Source organism: Xenorhabdus poinarii G6 (genome assembly GCF_000968175.1).
GTDB classification, from domain to species: Bacteria; Pseudomonadota; Gammaproteobacteria; order Enterobacterales; family Enterobacteriaceae; genus Xenorhabdus; species Xenorhabdus poinarii.
The window spans coordinates 2514149-2530623 of sequence record NZ_FO704551.1 but is presented as its reverse complement, the minus strand read 5'-3'; the positions used below and the strand labels follow the sequence as shown (position 1 = coordinate 2530623).

The following is a 16475-nucleotide window of genomic DNA, read 5'->3' as shown; positions in this document are numbered from 1 at the left end:
TTATTTGATCTCATAATTTCCTCTACCAAGAAAAGAATTAAACACAGTAACTCAGCCACTTTTTCGGCATGTTATCCCTTTCATCATTAATGAAAAAGGTAACGTACCAGTGTGCCAGAAAACTCATTTGTCTCTGTTCAGTAAACTAAAATTTCTTATTATCTGCCTGTTATGCTTGTCATTTAGTCTTAATAGTCATGCGTCTGGGAAGCAAGATAACCAGAGTGATAATACGATCAAATTCGCGGAGATCACCTCCCAATGGGGGCAACTCACCCGCTCACACTCACCCGATGAAGCCGCAAAAACACTGGTCGCTCAACAACTCTCGTCCGCAGTGACATCCACACTGACTCCGTGGCTTAACCAATACGGTAATGCCCGTCTCACCTTACCTTTTGACAGCCGTTTTTCGTTAAAAGGCATCTCATTTGATTGGTTGTTACTCTGGTATAGTGCTGCTTCGGGCACGGCATTCAGTCAGTTCGGGGTAAAAACCAATCATGGCCAGACGACAACCTCAATGGGTTTTGGTTATCGCTATCTGACCCGTAACTGGTTATGGGGTGCCAATGTCTTCTGGGATGCGTTATGGCCGGCGCAGCATCACCGTTATAGTCTTGGGTTAGAAGCCTGGCATGATAACGTCAAACTCTCTGCTAATCTTTACCAGCGTTTATCCCATTGGAAGCCATACCGACTCACGGATTTCGATGCAAGACCGGCAAACGGCTGGGATATTCAGGCGGAAGCTTATTTGCCTGCTTTTCCTCACTGGGGCGGGCAGTTGCAGTTTGAACAGTATTACGGGCAGCAGGTGGCGTTATTTGGCGAGTCAGAACGCCAGAAAAATCCGTATAGCGTCACTGCCGGGCTGACTTATACGCCGGTGCCCCTGGTAACGCTGGGCGCGGATTTTCGGCAGGGTAAACAGAGCGTCAGAGAAAACCGTTTTACCCTGGGGATGAATTATCGATTTGGTGTCCCATTTAACCTACAGCTTGACCCGAATGAAGTCGCGCCGCTGCGCAGCCTGCGATCCAGCCAGTTGGATTTTGTCAACCGGCGCAGCGATATGGTACTGGATTATCAGGAGCAGACACTGATAATCCTGACCTTTCCGGCCTTCCTCAACGGCTATGCAGGAAAAGCAATCACTTTTGTACCGACTATTCAATCCAAATACCCGCTTGCGCGTTTAGAACTGGATACGGGGGAACTACAGCAGGCGGGCGGCAAAATGCTTTATCAGCAACCGGATAAAGTCACCTTGTTGTTACCGAAAACCACAGAAAAACCGGTCCGGCTTTCCGGGGTTGCTGTTGACAGCCGGGGAAATCGCTCCAACCGGGCAACTGTGATGATTATCAGTTTACCGGCTGAAAAACAGTTACAGGTAACGGCGAGTAAACTTAAGGCACTCGCGGAGGGTAATGACAGTGTGATCTATACCGTGGTGGTGACCGATCAGGAAGGACTACCTATCCCCAATCAAACGGTGACTTGGGCAAGTGACAAAGGAAAATTGTCATACACCACACAGAAAACCGATGCACAGGGGCAGGCGTCGGTGTCGCTGAGCAGCCGTCAGCAGGGGTTGCATACTGTACGTGTTGCCATGGATAAGGATATGGCGATGGCGCCTGCGGTCTATTTTGATGCCGTGTTGATACCAGAGATCACCGTGGATAAACACAGCTTAAAAGCCGACGGAAAAGCGATGGCAACGCTGACCGTGACCGTCAAAAACGCCGCCGGTGAACCCGTGCCCAATCAGGTCATTGGCTGGCAAACTCGTCTCGGTCAGCTTTCATCATCTGCATTAACAACTGACCTGAACGGGCAAGCCACCGCTTATTTAACCAGCCTGACAGCAGGAACCGCAGAAATCACGGTGGTGGCAGGCAGCAGAACCGTGGTTTCTTCACCGATTACCTTTACTGCATCGTTAACTCACATTCTTCAGGCAAACAAGCCAACTGTCATTGCGGATGGTCAGGACAGTGTCCTTTATACCGTCACCGTGCGCGATGCGGCCAACCAGCCCGTGGCCAATACCGAAGTGAAATGGTCTGTGGATAACGGGCAATGGCTGGATAAGCAAGATCAGACAAACAGCGAAGGCGAAGCTACCGCACGGTTAGTCAGCCAAACTGCAGGAACGGCCACGGTTAATGCGGCCGTGGCAGGAAAAACATTGAATGCCCCTGTGGTGACGTTTAACCGTTTGCTGAAACCGGCTATCACGGTGGATAAAGCCCGGGCTAAAGGCGATGGACAGGATACGGTGGTGTTGACCGCTACGGTGAGAGATTCACTGGAGTTACCCGTGGCAAATCAGCCGGTGGTTTGGCAAACGGATCGCGGAGTGCTGTCTTCAGAACAGACAGAAACAGATAGTCATGGACAGACCAAAGTTCAGCTGAGCAGTACCTTTTCAGGGAAGCATCAAGTGCAGGTTCTGGTCGGGGATAATAAGATGGCCGCGCTTGTGGTGACTTTTGATGAAGTTCTCTCATCGGCAATTCGTGTCAATAAAACCCGTGCAGTCGCAGATGGAGCAGATCGAGTGACTTTTACGGTGACAATCACGGATATTGAGGGTCAGGGCGTGCCGGATAAAGCGGTTGTCTGGTCTGGTGATATGGGTGAGGTGATTGCGGCGGAAGCGTGGACAGACCGTCAGGGAAATGCCACCGCCACCGTTGTCAGTCACCAGGCAGGATGGGTCTCGGTCACGGCTAAAATCGGGGATCAGCCGATTGTGTCGCCGGTGGCGGAATTTATTCCCCCGCTACGTATCATTGATACTGTTGCTGTTGACCGTCAGGGCGGCAATGCTAACCAGAAATCCTTTGGCTCCCGTGGGCCTTCGGTATTCTGGCGTGGCGCGAAATTTCGCCTTATCACGGCAGGCAACACAGGCCGGGTAAACTGGCAAAGTGGTTCACCCGCAGTGACGGTATCAGGGGATATGGTGCAGGTGCAGCAGAACCCGGCTGGTGTAAGACTCACGGGAACGGATGAAGCAGGTCAACAGGTGGTACTGACTTTGGCCGGTTATACCTGGTTTGATCGTTCAGGCCTGACAGAAGATTTTTACTCGAATGCAAAACAAATTTGTCAGTCACTCGGCAGCCGGATTGCATCCAAATATGCGCTTGAACGGCTCTATGAGGAATGGGGCAATTTTTACCTTTATGATGGCTGGATACGTGAATTTTATGTGACATCCACGGATTATCTGGCAGGCGGCTCTGGCTCAACCGAAGGGTTGGCAAAATGGACATTCTGGGCAGAAACAGACCGCTGGATGCGAAATGCCTGGGCCAGTACCGGGTTTGCGTGTGGGCAGTCGCTGCGTTAGATAGGGTTCCCCTGTTATAAATGAAATCAGTGGCTGGTAAAACAGCCGCTGAGGGGAATATTTAAGCCCGAGCTCTTTCAACATGTTGTTTAGTCTCAATATTTGATTAACAGGGCTTTTGCCAGAGAGGGGCAGAAAAATTATAACAATATCTTGTCTTAATCGATTAAATATAAAATCAGTATGAGTTATTACGATTATCGGTATGTTCTATTTATAAACTTAAAATATAAATAACCATAAGCACACAAGCAAAAACATATTGATGACATTAATAGAGATGATGACACAGAGGCGATACTATAATAAAAAATATCATTTAAATACAAAAAGCATTACTTAATAATAAACCCATGAGATTATATTTAGGGTTTGTAAAAGTGTGTTGATTATCACGTTTTGATGAAATTTAAAATATACATTTCATTTGATAAATTCAATTAAATAAGAATAAAAGACAAATGTTTAAAATAATGAAATTTTAACATAACCATTTGTTTTTTTATTGATAATTGTCACCATAAAATATGGTTATCAGACTAATTGTTTTAAAATCCCGCGCATTGGTTATTTCCCAGGATAAAATTCACGATTAAAATCATATTCTTAACGGTAAATCTTATATACTGAAATAATCGTATCGTTCATACAGCCATACTATAAGTAATAGAGCAATTATCAGGGAACCATCATACTGGCGACGATGGCATCAATACCGTGCACAACAATGTTACTATCGTCACCGGGAAGGGCATCAGTTTACAAAGCAATTACGGCTGTAGCCCTAATATGTTTAACGTATTGTTTTGTCATCGATTAGCGCACGTCGACTTAATTCTTTCATCGCATCACGCAAATGATTTTTTATCTTACTTCCGATCAGATAACCGAATACTGGCGCCAGCCATCCTGTCATAGTGACAGCATGGCGAATGCGGGCTGGGACATTTTCATCGGGTGGAGTTATATATTCATGATCAAAAACAAGGGTCGTTAAAGGTAGCTTTGCAACGTCAGAAAATGAACGTAAAGGCTCAACATGGCTCAATGTAAAATCAACTTCAGGTCCGCCAACTGATTTCATTCGTCCAGTAGAACCCTTCGTAAAATTACCGTTTAATCTGACCCACTGAAGTTCTTTGTCCCAACAGGGCCATGACGAAACATCCTGCCACATCGCCCAGATTTGTTCAGGTGTAGCGTCGGTAATAACTTCTTCACTATAATTCCATATAAACATTTCACGTCTCCAAAACAAAAATGAGTTTGGTGATTAATGTTGCCTACGAAAAAAGCAAAAGGGTAAAGCCAGTATAACCAAGAATGCTGCAGTAAGCGGTAAATGGGTTATACCATCTGCAGCAATCTGTCTCGTGGCAATAAAAGAACTCAGTGACATGCCCAGATTGAAAGCTGACACATTCAGACTAGCAGAAATGCGTGCGTTAGACGTTTCTTTATCAGAGATGACCCAGTTCTGCACCATTGGCGCGGTGGCAAATGCACCCACGCTCCACAACACAAGACAAATTGCCTGACTGATGGAGTTGGCAGCATAATACAACCCCACAAGCCCCATAATTTGGAACACGATGGTGGAAGTTAACGCCTTAGGTAACCCTACTTTTCCGGGAAGAATGCCTCCCAGAATATTACCTATAAGAGCACCTAAGCCGACAGCCCCCATAATTAATACGACGATTTGAGCATCCAGTCCCGCGATTTCAGTCAGCCATGGTTCAGCATAAGAAAAAAAAGCGAAGCCGCCACCAAATGCGAGTATAGTAAAACAATAAGGTTTGATTAATGCTGGGTTACTCAGCGCAATATACAACGTTGATATGCGGTTTATTGTCGGTGTGGGGGAGCCAAATTCTCTGGGCAGCACAAACCATAACAGGATGGCACTGGTACCTGCAATAATAGAAATTGCTATAAAAGGAGTTTGCCAGCCATAATTCGCTGCTGCCAGCATCCCAACAGGTACGCCTAAAACTATGGCAAGTGTTAGCCCGGAAAACATTAGCGCAATGGCTAGTGGCGTATGGTGTGTAGTAATAACTGTCGGAAGGCTAGCCGATGTTATGCTGAAATACGCACCATGCACGACTCCGGCAACTATGCGCAGTATGATCAGAACAGTAAAACTGGATACCATGACTGAACCAGCACTAAGAACCGCAAATAATAGCATCAGGAACGTTGCAAGGGGTCGGGCGCTGTGCGGCAGACTTAGCATCGTGAGCAGTGGTGTCCCCAGTGTTATTCCCAGAGCATAGACAGTCACCAGTAAACCAACCTGTGGCATTGTCACACCGAATTCGACAGCAATCTGGCTTAACAGGCCGATGACAATAAATTCAGATAACCCTGCTGCAAAGGTTGTTACCGACAGCACCGCGATCATCAGTACAGGCATGGATGATTTTGACATGTCGGCTTTCTCATTTCAGAAAAGTCGAACAGATAAAGTCAGGCAGCCGTTCCCGAAGAAGGCCGACTAACTCTGGTTTATAGACACGCCGATAGCATACACACAACTGATTTCTCTGCTCGTACTCCCAGAGGCCGGACTGAATAAGAGCACCGGCTTTGTTACGGGCACCGATAAAAATACGGTCGCCCCGTCGTCTGCGCGTGATGGTGAGATTGTCAATACCATCCAACCCGTCCAACTCAAGCTGTACTTTTTGAGTAGAGAGTTGATGCCAGGCTATAGTCCTGGACCAGGCTCTAACAAGATATGGCCATTCGAGGCGATGAAAAAAATCCTCCCGCGAAACCTGATCAAATACCACTATAATTGTTGAATATCGACTCATTCCAGCCTCCGCATCGCTATTCTGAGCAGTTCAGCATCGTGTGTACTTATCTCAAAGAAACCTCTTCGTGCCAGCATTCCCCAATGTGGATCTGTGTTGAACTCTAATCCGATAACGTCCTTGAGTGCGACTGACTGAAAATTTCTGTTAAAAGTGACATTCTTACGGAATGGTTTAAAACCGGGAAATTGTTCAACCTGATAAATATCATCATCATTGAATACGCATTGATATTCGACCGTTTTCAATATTTCCCCCGAACCTATCTCGCTTCGGGGACAGTATATAAATACCTCATCGCCAGCACGGGTTTTACGCAGGGGAGCAGCCTTTCCATGACATACCTGAAGGAAACCAGAATCGGCTGCAATGCGGGCATGAGCCCGCGAGATCACTGCAATCCAATGTTTCATGCAACTGGTTCTCCCTGAAGAACAAGACGGGAGAGTACATTCACGCTAGTGGTCACATCTGACTGTAGTTTTTCCAGTAATGGTGGTGGAAATACGGAACCATCAGTGGCCGGTAGAGCGCAAATGGAGTGCTGTAAAATGGCATGCTGCTTGTTATCACTCAATGTCAGTGTATGACCGAAACAAAGAAGTCCCATAGGGCTGCTTGCGGTTGTGGTGAAGTGAACGTTTTCAATCAATGCTGTCACATTGACCGCAATAGCGTCAGGCCCAGCCTTGGGAATAATCATGAAACGTTTACCAAGAGACAGGCCATTTTCTGCTGCTTCAGTGCCTGCCAAGGAGGCGTCCCATTGCTGCCAACCGGCGAGATTACTCCATGTTTTCCAAACGCTTACAGCAGCTGTTGCCGGTATATTGACAGAATGAGAAAATACCAACGGATTGTTGTTAATGACTGACATGATGATAAAGCTCCTTATGGATGGATAAAGTTGCAGAAATGTCTGCTTCATTATCTTTTGATGAAATCAAGCTGAAGGCACCAAATGCGGCAGATTTACCGTCAATGATACGGTGTGTACCGATTCGTTTGGGAATGCATTCGAAGGTGCCCACAACAACTGCCCCAGCTCGCCTACCCTGCAAGTTCTGCTGGAATAAACTATCGATTGCAGCGGCTTGAATACAGATGTTACTGGTCGCTAATGTAAGCGCTTCCGCTTTGTTATCCTGTTCAATCGTAAGATAACCTTGAAGGCCGGCAGGAAACCATGCTGTGGCGACATAACTGTTCACGCCCTCAAGCGTGACATTCATATCACTGCTCATTATTTCCATTACGTAATCCCAGTTAGCGTAGCGGTTCAGTATCAGTAGAGGTGTATTTCTGGGGTTCGCATCCAGGTTTTCCAATCGGTTATTAAGATCATAATACTGCCAGAGTCCGCCAGCCAGCCGAGTAGCCGTCGATAATTTTGGACGCTGTCGGCGTGGTATCAGTGCATCAAATTCCCGGTATGTAACCAGCGATGTTTCCGACGTTGTCAGGTCAGTCAACTCAACAATATCTTGTTTGAGCAGGCAGGTAAAAGTTTCAGGCATAACCATTCTCCATAATTATTGAGGCATGAATTCCTGAAAATCCGCTGGCGGTCTTTAACATCACTTTGCTCTGAAATGGTGCGGCTTGAGAACGCAGAGAAATTTCTTCATAGGCATCAATCGGTAGATTTTTCGCTGTTGGAGGAAGAATACCCATTGTCATCATTTTCCATGCCAGAGCGACTTCAATGATATTAGCACCTCCCAGTGCATGGCCATGATTCCCCTTATACGCTGTGATTGTTGGTAGTTTTGTTCCAATCACATCCTTTAATGCTTGGTATTCAGCCTGATCATTTTGTTGAGTGCCTGAGGCATGAAGATTGACATGATCTATTGCCTCACCCTTAATTCCAGCATCTTTTAAGGCTAGTTCAATACTTTTGCGTATTGAACTTCCGTCAATCGAAATATCTGTCATATGGTATGCACTGGAAACGCATCCATACCCGGAGATACGGGGGACAGGCTGTCTGGGTACGTCAGTGCTGACCAAGATTGCACCGCCGCCATCCGCAAAAAGAAAACCATCTCGGTCAAGACAGAATGGACGTGAAGGACTGGTGGTTAAATTGGGATCAAAAGTGCAGGTTGCGTTAATTTTGTTGAAAGCTTCCAATGACAGAGGAGTCAGACCAAAGTCAAGAGACATTATCAAGGCTCGCTTAAGTCCCAGGCGAAACATGATATTTTTAGCCAGACCAATAGCCTGAATCCCCGCACAACAGCCTGTTGGAACACAAACGAATTGTGTATTTTTTCCGTAAACGGGCGTGTTGGCAAAAACACGCTCAACCGATGTAAAATCGAGTTGTTTCAGAGTGACGGGACGATCGGAATAAATCTCATTTTCCACTTCGGCAAGATTGCCTACGGCACTGGCAAAAAAAATAGCATCGACAGGATCAGTAACATCTAGTTCACTGACTAACCTGCGTAGCGTATTCGAAAAAAGTGGCGCATAGGCGGAAATATCAGAGCCTGTACTGGGAACCGTTTCTGCAACGAAAAAATCTCGCTTACCCAGCAAGTTTACCTTTCCGTAAGTCGCTGTACCTTTTATTATGTTTTGCCAAATTTCTTCCAATGAGTTGCCTAAGGGGCTAACTGCGGCAGCATGAGTGATATACAAATGTTTCATTCAATAATCCTTGCTACGGCTCTGGCCCAGGCCGCCCCGCAGTGTAGTTTTATGGGTAAGGCAATAAAATCAACAAGTTTGGCAGCTTCAAAATTCTGGAGATTTGCCAAACGCTCAATTTGGTAATACGGGCGTTTACGTCCCAGGACGTGTGCCGGCCAAAGCCTCGTGGGATCTTTCGTCTCTATATAGGCGCGAGACATTACGGCAAAAGGCGGATCTATGCTGAAAGCGTCGGTTCCAATCAGAGTGTAACCACGATCGAGAGCCGCTTCGACGTAACGAACAGGTATGCCTTTAAACTCAGTAAAATAACTGGGTTCACCATAACGCTCGTAGGCTCCCGTAATGAAAAATACCGCGTGTGCATGTTCGGCATAGTGGTCGAGACGTTGTAAATATTCCAACCAGTCAATTTCTATTTCTGACCCGCAGGATATGCGATCAGTAAAGATCACTGCCTGTCCTATAAAGTGGTTTATATCAGCGGCAACAATGTCTGATGCATCCGGTGAGTAATGAAGAGGGGCATCAATGTGCGTCCCTTGGTGTGTTGATAGTGTGACAATTTCGTTGGAAATACCGTAGCCATCTGGCCAGTCTTCAGGACTAATATCGAAACCTTTGCATAAATGGGCTACCCCAGCTATATGGTCAAGGGTATCCACGCTGATACTAACGGGTTCACCATTTCCCGGATACAGGGCAGTGGAAATACAGGTGTAATCTTTCATCAGAATAACTCCTGTGGCAGATGTGGGTCTATTTCATGGTTCTTGGGGCGTTGAATCTCTGACGATGAAAAACAAGCGTGACCAGTTACCGCCCTGATTTGGCACAATGCCTTAAGTGTTCCGTATTCACTCAGTGGGCAGGGGGAAGAGCTGGCATCACCCAGAGGAGTGACATGATTGATGGAACATGTCATCGCACGTCCTTCAGGAACAACATGTCCGCTAAAAAGGATTTTTTCCGGTGCAATTACAATCCCTTTTGCAGCCATGGCAGTGAACAGCTCTTCTGTGGAAATTACATTTGAAGGTAAACAGGAACACCCCAGTGATATTCTGTTATCTCCAACAGGGATCATGAAAAAGGTACGTCTGCTACTACGGATGGTAGTTTCAGACCAGAATAACATATCATCCCTGTTCTGATCGGGAGGAGAGGACATCACTAGATAACGGCAGGCTGTTCGTGCTGGATATGTGTGATGTGATACATAAGCAGGATCGTTTATTACAGACTGAGTACCGCGACAATCGAATATCCGGTCAAAACCCGTCAAATCTGCAATGTGGGTGATTTCTTGCTGCATGCGCTGCTCAGTAGGAATGTTTTCTACCAAAAATGCAGCCAGACGCCCTTTATCATATACAAAATATTGCTCAGTTGAGGTAAGTTTCGTTCTGTGGAATTCTCCGCTATGCCGCCAAAGTACGTTCTTGATTGCTGGAGCGGTCTGGGTGACGGTTTTTTCCTCGTCGATAGTATTGAGTGCGTTAAAAAACACTTTTCGTGGTATTATCTCTGGGATACCGCTTGTGAAGAAACGGGGAGATTGAAACAGAGTAATCTCGCCTAATGACGTCAGAAGGTTAGCCGCTAGACCCGCAGTAATCCCGTTTCCGACGATAGCTATTTTGGTCCGCATAATGTCCGTCCTGTCAGTCTGTCCATATTTTCTCTCAGTAGCGCAAACATCTTACGTGCTATATCAGGGGAATATGTGTCCTCTTCAATCAGAAGGCGTCGGTTGGCAAAAAGCACATTTGGGTGGGTATTTTCAGTCCACCATTCAGCGTTTAGTGCAAGCACATTGGGCGGAGGGATCAAGTGCGTCACACATATCCGGTTATCTGAGCGTACACGCTCAACCTCAACCCGATCTGGTTCAGACCTGTTTGCATTGAAAAACAAAATAAAGTGCTGTCGAGTCGCGCTTTCTGAAATTCGGTCGATGTCACAAACACGATCGAGTGTATTGAGCCAGTGATCGAGTGACCAGATTTTCGCCAGAGGATCTGAACCGGGTGCAACATTTTGCTTGGTTATAAGATTAAGGCAGAGATCAGGCATTGTTTTCACCGTTTCCATAACGAGCCCAAGTATTTAGTGCCGCTTTTATATGTTTTCTGATGAGAACGATAGCGTCTTCAACGTTTGTATCATCTAACAGAGAAAAACCGTGATAACTGATGAGACGAGTTTTTCCGTCATCTAACGACTGGAAGCGCCAGCCCCCTTTATGGTATTTAAATCCTTTGGGGGGTAGCGGCTGAGAAAAGTCAATGATACGGAGTTCTTCATTGATGTAGCGCCAAGATTTAACAAAATATTCCTGCCCGGTGCTGAGTTCTTCAATGTGCATGATGAAACTTTGCATACAGCTATCATCTTTTTCTGACTCAATTCTAGAAACGTGGTTCAGAATGTTGGGCCAGTTTTTATAATCTCTGATATAGGTAAAGACGGTATCAATATCGCGGTTAATAATGGTATTTCCCTGCAGAACAAAAGGAACGTCTTTATGTAGCCATGTATTTCGGTTAATTGCGAGATAATTAATTAAGTCGTTAATGGTATTAACCTCATTTTCCTGAAGAGGCTTGGCTGAAACCGCCAGAGATGAAATGGTTTCAACAAGCGTTATTATTTCTTGGCTGTCAAGACCAAACTCGTCACGAATATCTTTTCCTGAATTAATTCTTTCATTTGGAGAGTTTGTTATTCCCAGTTCAAACAAGATAACTGCGATGTCATTTTCTGCACGCTGGATGTTTTTTTCGTTAAGCATATTAATTATACCGTTTAAATGAATTAAGCCCTTGCCAACCAGAATTCTTTTTTAGAGGCACCGATATCTATCATGTGGTTGTTCATTGCCCATGAACTTTGCTGTTGCTTGAGGGCCTGTGAGTTTTCCCACATACTGTCATCGAAGAATTCAAGCATCATATTTTGCAGCCAGTTTTTTCCTGAATCGGTGACTATTAGTTCCGTTTGAGTATCTCGCATCAGGTTGTCACGAATCAGGCTATCAATAATGGTTTTAAAATCTTCGTAACAGTCTGTCCCCCAGGCTTTGCGGTAATGCACTTTATCAATACGATAGTAAAGAAGGTTAAAAATCATATAACGTTGTCTGCTTAACTTTGGTGTTAGCTGAATACTCGCGGTAGTAAAAGTATTATCACCGTTAAGGACGGCATCAATATATCGATTAATATCTTTGGAAATGCCGGTCCTACGTTGGTTGATAAAACTGTATGCACCCGGACCGAGTCCCAATGCATCCACGCATTCCTTCATAGTCCAGTGATTATATTTGGATTCATATCCAGGCAGAGCATAATGTTCGTACATATAATTGTGCATACCTGCTTCTGCAGCAAATTGTCTTATCATCTCCTGCATTTGTTTAACTATGATACTTTCGGCATTTGCAACAGGAGGAACCTTACCGGCTTTAATAAGCGATTCCTGACGAGTTCCAGGTGTCACACGGTAGAGATAAGTAGTAAGATGCTTGATACCAAGTTCATGTAAAACTTTAAAATCCTTTTCCCAGTGCTCAAGCGTGTGAGCAGGCATGTTATACATCATATCTAGCTGGATATGATTAAGACCTGCGTCCTGTAACATACGGATCGTATCAATTGTTTGTTGGGCTTTATGGGGTGAACCTACAGTTTTTAATACATCAGGTTGAAAAGACTGCGCCCCTAACGAAATTCGGTTGATAATTGAATTTGCAATAAAGAGGGTTTTTTCCTGAGTGAAATCTTTGGCATTTCCCTCCAGAGTGATCTCACAATCGTCCGACAGTCTGAAATATCGGCTAAGTGTGGAAAGTATTTTGTCCAGATGGCTTATTTCAAGCAGTGAGCCTGTTCCGCCTCCAATATAAATCCCTCGTAAACATGCATTTCCCCACCGGGGCATGGCTGCGTGACGTTTTAGATCAAGAACCAATATATCAACGTATTGATCCAAAATTGCTTGTGTTTTTCCGCTATTCATTGGCAGAAGATCAACAAAATATGGGCACGCTTTGCAACATACACGACAGTATGGCACTGACAGATACATGACAAAATCAGTTCCATCATTTTCTAGTTTCAGTGATTGTATAAGTTGATTTTCTGACTTTGTGTCCGTAACATCATACATATCAGGAGGATATAGAATAAATGGCATATAACAGCGGTTTTTATACATATAATTCACCTTTCAATTATAAAATTTTCATTGTTATCAGGGATGGTTTTGGTAAATAAAAAAGTAAATATTTATATATAATTGATTTGCAAGTGCAATAAACACTGACAGTTTTCCGTGAGTAGTGTTATAAATTATTTTTCATAACAGTGAAGTTATTTTCTATGAGTATTATGACACCTTTTTTGCAAAGATTATAAATACAAAGCAGTCTACAGATTTAAAAATCTCATTTATATGATTGTTGCTGTTCAAATCAAATAGGCTTTTCATATTAACGCCCCATTAACCATACTTAAAACTGTTTGTTTTTTATTTCGTGATTGAGATCATGATTTTTATTAATATTCTTCTTGGTGTTAATTTATCAAAATCTCGACATTATATTATAATGTGTTGTTTTTATTGGCAATTAAGGTGGGGCTGTAAATAACAAGACACATTAAAAAAGGCGGGGCAATTCTATATAAGATGTGGGTTGTGTTATTTTTTTATTTCGATATTGTTATTTATGGTTTTTATAATGCCATGAAAATTTATGGTTGTGTATTCAATGCGTTGATTGACTCTAAATATAATATTCTCTTTCGATAAAAGTCCCGATGACTTTATCATGCATTTCCGGCGATTTTGAATAACCCAATGTTTTGCGGTTTAATCGCTTAATTCGATTACGAAGAGTGAGATTTTCACGCTCGATCCGTTGCGTGAAACTTTTCCCGATGAGGTGTTTATTCGTTTGTAACATATTGTAAGCATTTAAATTATCTGTACACCAGAAAGCTACGTTGAATCGAGCGAGTTTTTTCAATAGCTTCTTCAGCGTTTTCTTATTCCGCCTTCCAAAGGTATGAGCAATGATACGTTTCAGACGGGGCTCCCAAGCATACCATAACCAACGTTGTTGTTTTTTATTGCCGACAAAAGACCACATCTCGTCAACTTCACAGACCAACTGAATTTCCAAATTATCCAGTGGCAGTGCTGTTACCCATCTTGGGCGGAGTTTTTTAGGGTGCGAACAACAGCATTAATACTGATGTGTAATGCCCGTGCGGTATCACGAATACCTGAATTATTCATGGCAAGATCAACGACTTGTTCTTTTATCCCGGCATGACAGGCGCGATAAGAATAATCCAGTTGGAAAGTGCGATGACAGGAGAAACAACGATAACGCGGGTGACCCCCTTTCCCTTTACCATGCTTTTTCACCGCTTTTATTTGGTTGCAAAATCGGCATTTTACTTCCACTGTTGCCACTCAAGTTCTCCCCATAAAAATGGTGATTATAACTTAAGAACAACGCCTTGAATACACGACCAAATTTATAGGGAAATGCTGATTTAACTTTGAAGTAATATGCTTGGGTTATTTTCTCAATTATAAAATAGCTTGGATTGACCTAATTTTATATTTTCATTGTAAGGTTGTTTGATATTTTTTAATCCTTATCTAACATAACCTTGCTCATTCTATTTACATTACTTTTTGTTTTTATCCAATTCTAGATGTGAATAAATAGGCTTTCCTTATTATTTTTATATTTGTCTATTAATACATATTTTTGTTTATTTTAGTTGGGAAAAATTCATGTTTTGGAGGAAAATCGGTGAATTTAACTGAAGCAACCATCCATGATGAGTACTCACATTGTGAGTATAGCCATCTTGAGGATCGCCAGCAAAAATGGCCGATATCGGAATTCCAGTCAGCATCTCAGATGATGGTCAAGCATCCGTAGTTACCCAGCGACAAAGAACATAGGCCTCCAATACCTACTCCAGCATCTGCCTCGTGGGTGGAGTTTCGTTGCAAACCTGACACGTTCAGGAATACCTGCCGCTTTATAGCAGAAACGGTTATCTGTCCACTAGTGGGGGGAGGCATAATACCCAGTCAATCCAGTCAATAAAGGTTTTGTTATTCCAAAAAGTCTGATTTTCCTTTTCCGGAAAAACAATTATTCGCTGACTTTTTCCAGAGCTTTCTTCACGCTATCCCGATGTTTGGTGACACGGGAAGGGCATGATGAGAAAGCTCTGTTTATTACTCTTTGCAGGATTGATGACGTCACACTTTGCCAACGCAAAAACGGTAGTTTATACCGATAGCCGGAATCTCCCTGCAAATCTCTCCTCTGACAGTGAAGTTATCTGGCTGGATGCCCCGGAGCAACTTCAGCCGCAGCGCTTTGGCCGGCTTCCCGCAGACCCCCGACAAGCCGCCGTGCAGGCACTGGCTATTTTGCAATCCCCCCAATGGCAAAAGCAGGAACAACACCTTATCGGGGCTTACCGTGCCGTGGTGAGTGCCTGGCAATTAGGGGTGCGTAAATATCCTGCCGTGGTATTTGATGACCGCGACGTGGTGTATGGCACGGCGGATGTGACCAAAGCGAACGCACTCAGGGAGCAAAACCGGCCATGAATACGCCACGCTTTGTTTTTCCGGTTGTCATCACCCTGATAGCGGCATTTGCGCCGGTTACGCAGGCCGCCATTAACACCGCCCAAATTGTGGCCGGCAGTCTCTCGCCCGCCTGCATTCAGTGGCGAGTCAGCGGCATTTGTTACTGGCTGTTTTGTTCCTGGCACGGCTGCACGGTGAAAACCTCGGTCAAAGTGACCCATTTCCTGCCGCAGGCGGTGGTCTCCACCTATCATGCACCCGGCGGCAACCCGTGGTCTGAAATGGCTCACATCAGCCCGTTATCCGGCGGACTGGAAACTGCGGTGACGGGGGTGTTATCCCGCCTGACCGCCGGCGGCGGTAATCACACGGTTCAGATTGCCGGGAAGCAGAGTCCCCGTCTGCGTTTCAAATACGCCGATGCTATCGGGCATCCCGCTACTACGCTGATTGGCGGACAAATCCCGGGGTATTCCTGTCGCAGTGCGGCCACACCGTTGATGCCTTATTTTCTGAGTACGCTGGATACTGTCGCGTGGCGCAGCGGGCTGCCGGAGTCGCTTTATCCTGAAGCGCTTATCCCCGGTCTGCGAGAACTGGGCAGCCAGTCGGCGGGCAATATGTGGGGCAATCTCTACCCCCGTTCCGGTTTTGTCACACAGGTTGATGAGGATAAAGCCGCTGCCGTGGTGGCACAGCGGGTGGTGGACATTATCACCCGTACCGGGCAGCCTCATGTTTATCAGCCACTGGCCGGGCAACGCCGTGACGGCTACTGGCCGCCGGCCCCGGTTACCGAAAATACCGGCACGAAAAATCACCAATGGCAACGGTTGTCACCACAGTTAAGTCAGTCCTGTGCAGTATTCCCGGATGGCCGCCACACAGCGGCGGCAGACAGCAATCAGGCGTATGCCCTGTGGCAACCCTATAGCTGCTGTCAGCGCCGGGGACAGCGTTTTCTTGGTAGTACGGATATCTGAATAAGGGTGAAT

17 protein-coding genes are annotated in these 16475 nt (G+C 45.1%); 4 read left to right on the top strand and 13 right to left on the bottom strand.

Annotated features, from left to right (window positions below; all coding sequences use genetic code 11):
• Positions 1-109 precede the first annotated feature (109 nt).
• Positions 110-3367 (top strand): Ig-like domain-containing protein, encoded by a 3258-nt coding sequence (locus XPG1_RS11705; RefSeq protein ID WP_045959231.1) that lies wholly within the window; start codon positions 110-112, stop codon positions 3365-3367.
• Positions 3368-4160: 793 nt separating this feature from the next.
• On the opposite strand, the gene XPG1_RS11700 is transcribed toward XPG1_RS11705, so the two are convergent.
• The 13 genes from XPG1_RS11700 to XPG1_RS18050 all read right to left on the bottom strand — a co-directional run bounded on the left by XPG1_RS11700 (position 4161) and on the right by XPG1_RS18050 (position 14331).
• Complete coding sequence (locus tag XPG1_RS11700) at positions 4161-4607, bottom strand: SRPBCC family protein (RefSeq protein ID WP_045959230.1); 447 nt, start codon at positions 4605-4607, stop codon at positions 4161-4163.
• Between the two features lie 33 nt (positions 4608-4640).
• Positions 4641-5801, bottom strand: coding sequence for an MFS transporter (locus tag XPG1_RS11695; RefSeq protein WP_045959229.1), 1161 nt, complete (start codon positions 5799-5801; stop codon positions 4641-4643).
• Positions 5802-5811: 10 nt separating this feature from the next.
• Entirely contained in the window at positions 5812-6189 is a 378-nt protein-coding gene (locus XPG1_RS18765; RefSeq protein ID WP_071825378.1) for a hypothetical protein, read from the bottom strand.
• The gene (locus tag XPG1_RS11685) at positions 6186-6602 is read right to left on the bottom strand and encodes an EVE domain-containing protein (RefSeq protein ID WP_045959228.1); all 417 of its coding nucleotides are present in this window, start codon (positions 6600-6602) and stop codon (positions 6186-6188) included. The genes XPG1_RS18765 and XPG1_RS11685 overlap by 4 nt, the downstream gene beginning before the upstream one ends.
• Complete coding sequence (locus tag XPG1_RS11680) at positions 6599-7066, bottom strand: hypothetical protein (protein WP_045959227.1); 468 nt, start codon at positions 7064-7066, stop codon at positions 6599-6601. Before XPG1_RS11680 ends, XPG1_RS11685 begins: the two co-directional genes overlap by 4 nt.
• Entirely contained in the window at positions 7053-7706 is a 654-nt protein-coding gene (locus XPG1_RS11675; RefSeq protein ID WP_045959226.1) for a hypothetical protein, read from the bottom strand. Before XPG1_RS11675 ends, XPG1_RS11680 begins: the two co-directional genes overlap by 14 nt.
• Positions 7699-8847 (bottom strand): beta-ketoacyl-[acyl-carrier-protein] synthase family protein, encoded by a 1149-nt coding sequence (locus XPG1_RS11670; protein WP_045959225.1) that lies wholly within the window; start codon positions 8845-8847, stop codon positions 7699-7701. Before XPG1_RS11670 ends, XPG1_RS11675 begins: the two co-directional genes overlap by 8 nt.
• Positions 8844-9581: a cyclase family protein gene (locus XPG1_RS11665; RefSeq protein WP_052708303.1), complete on the bottom strand. Its 738-nt coding sequence runs from the start codon at positions 9579-9581 to the stop codon at positions 8844-8846. Before XPG1_RS11665 ends, XPG1_RS11670 begins: the two co-directional genes overlap by 4 nt.
• Positions 9581-10501, bottom strand: coding sequence for a hypothetical protein (locus tag XPG1_RS11660; RefSeq protein WP_045959224.1), 921 nt, complete (start codon positions 10499-10501; stop codon positions 9581-9583). Before XPG1_RS11660 ends, XPG1_RS11665 begins: the two co-directional genes overlap by 1 nt.
• Positions 10486-10926 carry a hypothetical protein gene (locus XPG1_RS11655; RefSeq protein ID WP_045959223.1) on the bottom strand — a complete coding sequence of 147 codons (441 nt, stop codon included), beginning with the start codon at positions 10924-10926 and terminating at the stop codon, positions 10486-10488. The genes XPG1_RS11660 and XPG1_RS11655 overlap by 16 nt, the downstream gene beginning before the upstream one ends.
• Complete coding sequence (locus XPG1_RS11650; RefSeq protein WP_045959222.1) at positions 10919-11644, bottom strand: SRPBCC family protein; 726 nt, start codon at positions 11642-11644, stop codon at positions 10919-10921. The genes XPG1_RS11655 and XPG1_RS11650 overlap by 8 nt, the downstream gene beginning before the upstream one ends.
• A 23-nt stretch (positions 11645-11667) precedes the next feature.
• Complete coding sequence (locus tag XPG1_RS11645) at positions 11668-13068, bottom strand: coproporphyrinogen-III oxidase family protein (RefSeq protein ID WP_045959221.1); 1401 nt, start codon at positions 13066-13068, stop codon at positions 11668-11670.
• A 568-nt stretch (positions 13069-13636) separates the two neighbouring features.
• A protein-coding gene (locus tag XPG1_RS18050; RefSeq protein WP_157879484.1) for an IS1 family transposase occupies positions 13637-14331 on the bottom strand; the annotation gives its coding sequence in 2 pieces (ribosomal slippage) (positions 13637-14082 and positions 14082-14331; 696 coding nt in all).
• A 349-nt stretch (positions 14332-14680) separates the two neighbouring features.
• On the opposite strand from XPG1_RS18050, the gene XPG1_RS19085 reads away from it, so the two are divergent.
• The 3 genes from XPG1_RS19085 to XPG1_RS11625 all read left to right on the top strand — a co-directional run bounded on the left by XPG1_RS19085 (position 14681) and on the right by XPG1_RS11625 (position 16463).
• Complete coding sequence (locus XPG1_RS19085; RefSeq protein WP_269450572.1) at positions 14681-14812, top strand: hypothetical protein; 132 nt, start codon at positions 14681-14683, stop codon at positions 14810-14812.
• A 287-nt stretch (positions 14813-15099) separates the two neighbouring features.
• Positions 15100-15498, top strand: coding sequence for a TIGR03757 family integrating conjugative element protein (locus tag XPG1_RS11630; RefSeq protein ID WP_084717358.1), 399 nt, complete (start codon positions 15100-15102; stop codon positions 15496-15498).
• Positions 15495-16463, top strand: a complete 969-nt coding sequence (locus XPG1_RS11625) for a TIGR03756 family integrating conjugative element protein (protein WP_045959217.1) — start codon at positions 15495-15497, stop codon at positions 16461-16463. Before XPG1_RS11630 ends, XPG1_RS11625 begins: the two co-directional genes overlap by 4 nt.
• Positions 16464-16475: the final 12 nt, after the last annotated feature.

Coding starts and splice junctions, on each gene's coding strand:
- XPG1_RS11700 (WP_045959230.1), bottom strand. CDS start 4,607: ATGTTTATATGGAATTATAGTGAAGAAGTTATTACCGACGCTACACCT.
- XPG1_RS11695 (WP_045959229.1), bottom strand. CDS start 5,801: ATGTCAAAATCATCCATGCCTGTACTGATGATCGCGGTGCTGTCGGTA.
- XPG1_RS18765 (WP_071825378.1), bottom strand. CDS start 6,189: ATGAGTCGATATTCAACAATTATAGTGGTATTTGATCAGGTTTCGCGG.
- XPG1_RS11685 (WP_045959228.1), bottom strand. CDS start 6,602: ATGAAACATTGGATTGCAGTGATCTCGCGGGCTCATGCCCGCATTGCA.
- XPG1_RS11680 (WP_045959227.1), bottom strand. CDS start 7,066: ATGTCAGTCATTAACAACAATCCGTTGGTATTTTCTCATTCTGTCAAT.
- XPG1_RS11675 (WP_045959226.1), bottom strand. CDS start 7,706: ATGCCTGAAACTTTTACCTGCCTGCTCAAACAAGATATTGTTGAGTTG.
- XPG1_RS11670 (WP_045959225.1), bottom strand. CDS start 8,847: ATGAAACATTTGTATATCACTCATGCTGCCGCAGTTAGCCCCTTAGGC.
- XPG1_RS11665 (WP_052708303.1), bottom strand. CDS start 9,581: ATGAAAGATTACACCTGTATTTCCACTGCCCTGTATCCGGGAAATGGT.
- XPG1_RS11660 (WP_045959224.1), bottom strand. CDS start 10,501: ATGCGGACCAAAATAGCTATCGTCGGAAACGGGATTACTGCGGGTCTA.
- XPG1_RS11655 (WP_045959223.1), bottom strand. CDS start 10,926: ATGCCTGATCTCTGCCTTAATCTTATAACCAAGCAAAATGTTGCACCC.
- XPG1_RS11650 (WP_045959222.1), bottom strand. CDS start 11,644: ATGCTTAACGAAAAAAACATCCAGCGTGCAGAAAATGACATCGCAGTT.
- XPG1_RS11645 (WP_045959221.1), bottom strand. CDS start 13,068: ATGTATAAAAACCGCTGTTATATGCCATTTATTCTATATCCTCCTGAT.
- XPG1_RS11630 (WP_084717358.1), top strand. CDS start 15,100: ATGAGAAAGCTCTGTTTATTACTCTTTGCAGGATTGATGACGTCACAC.
- XPG1_RS11625 (WP_045959217.1), top strand. CDS start 15,495: ATGAATACGCCACGCTTTGTTTTTCCGGTTGTCATCACCCTGATAGCG.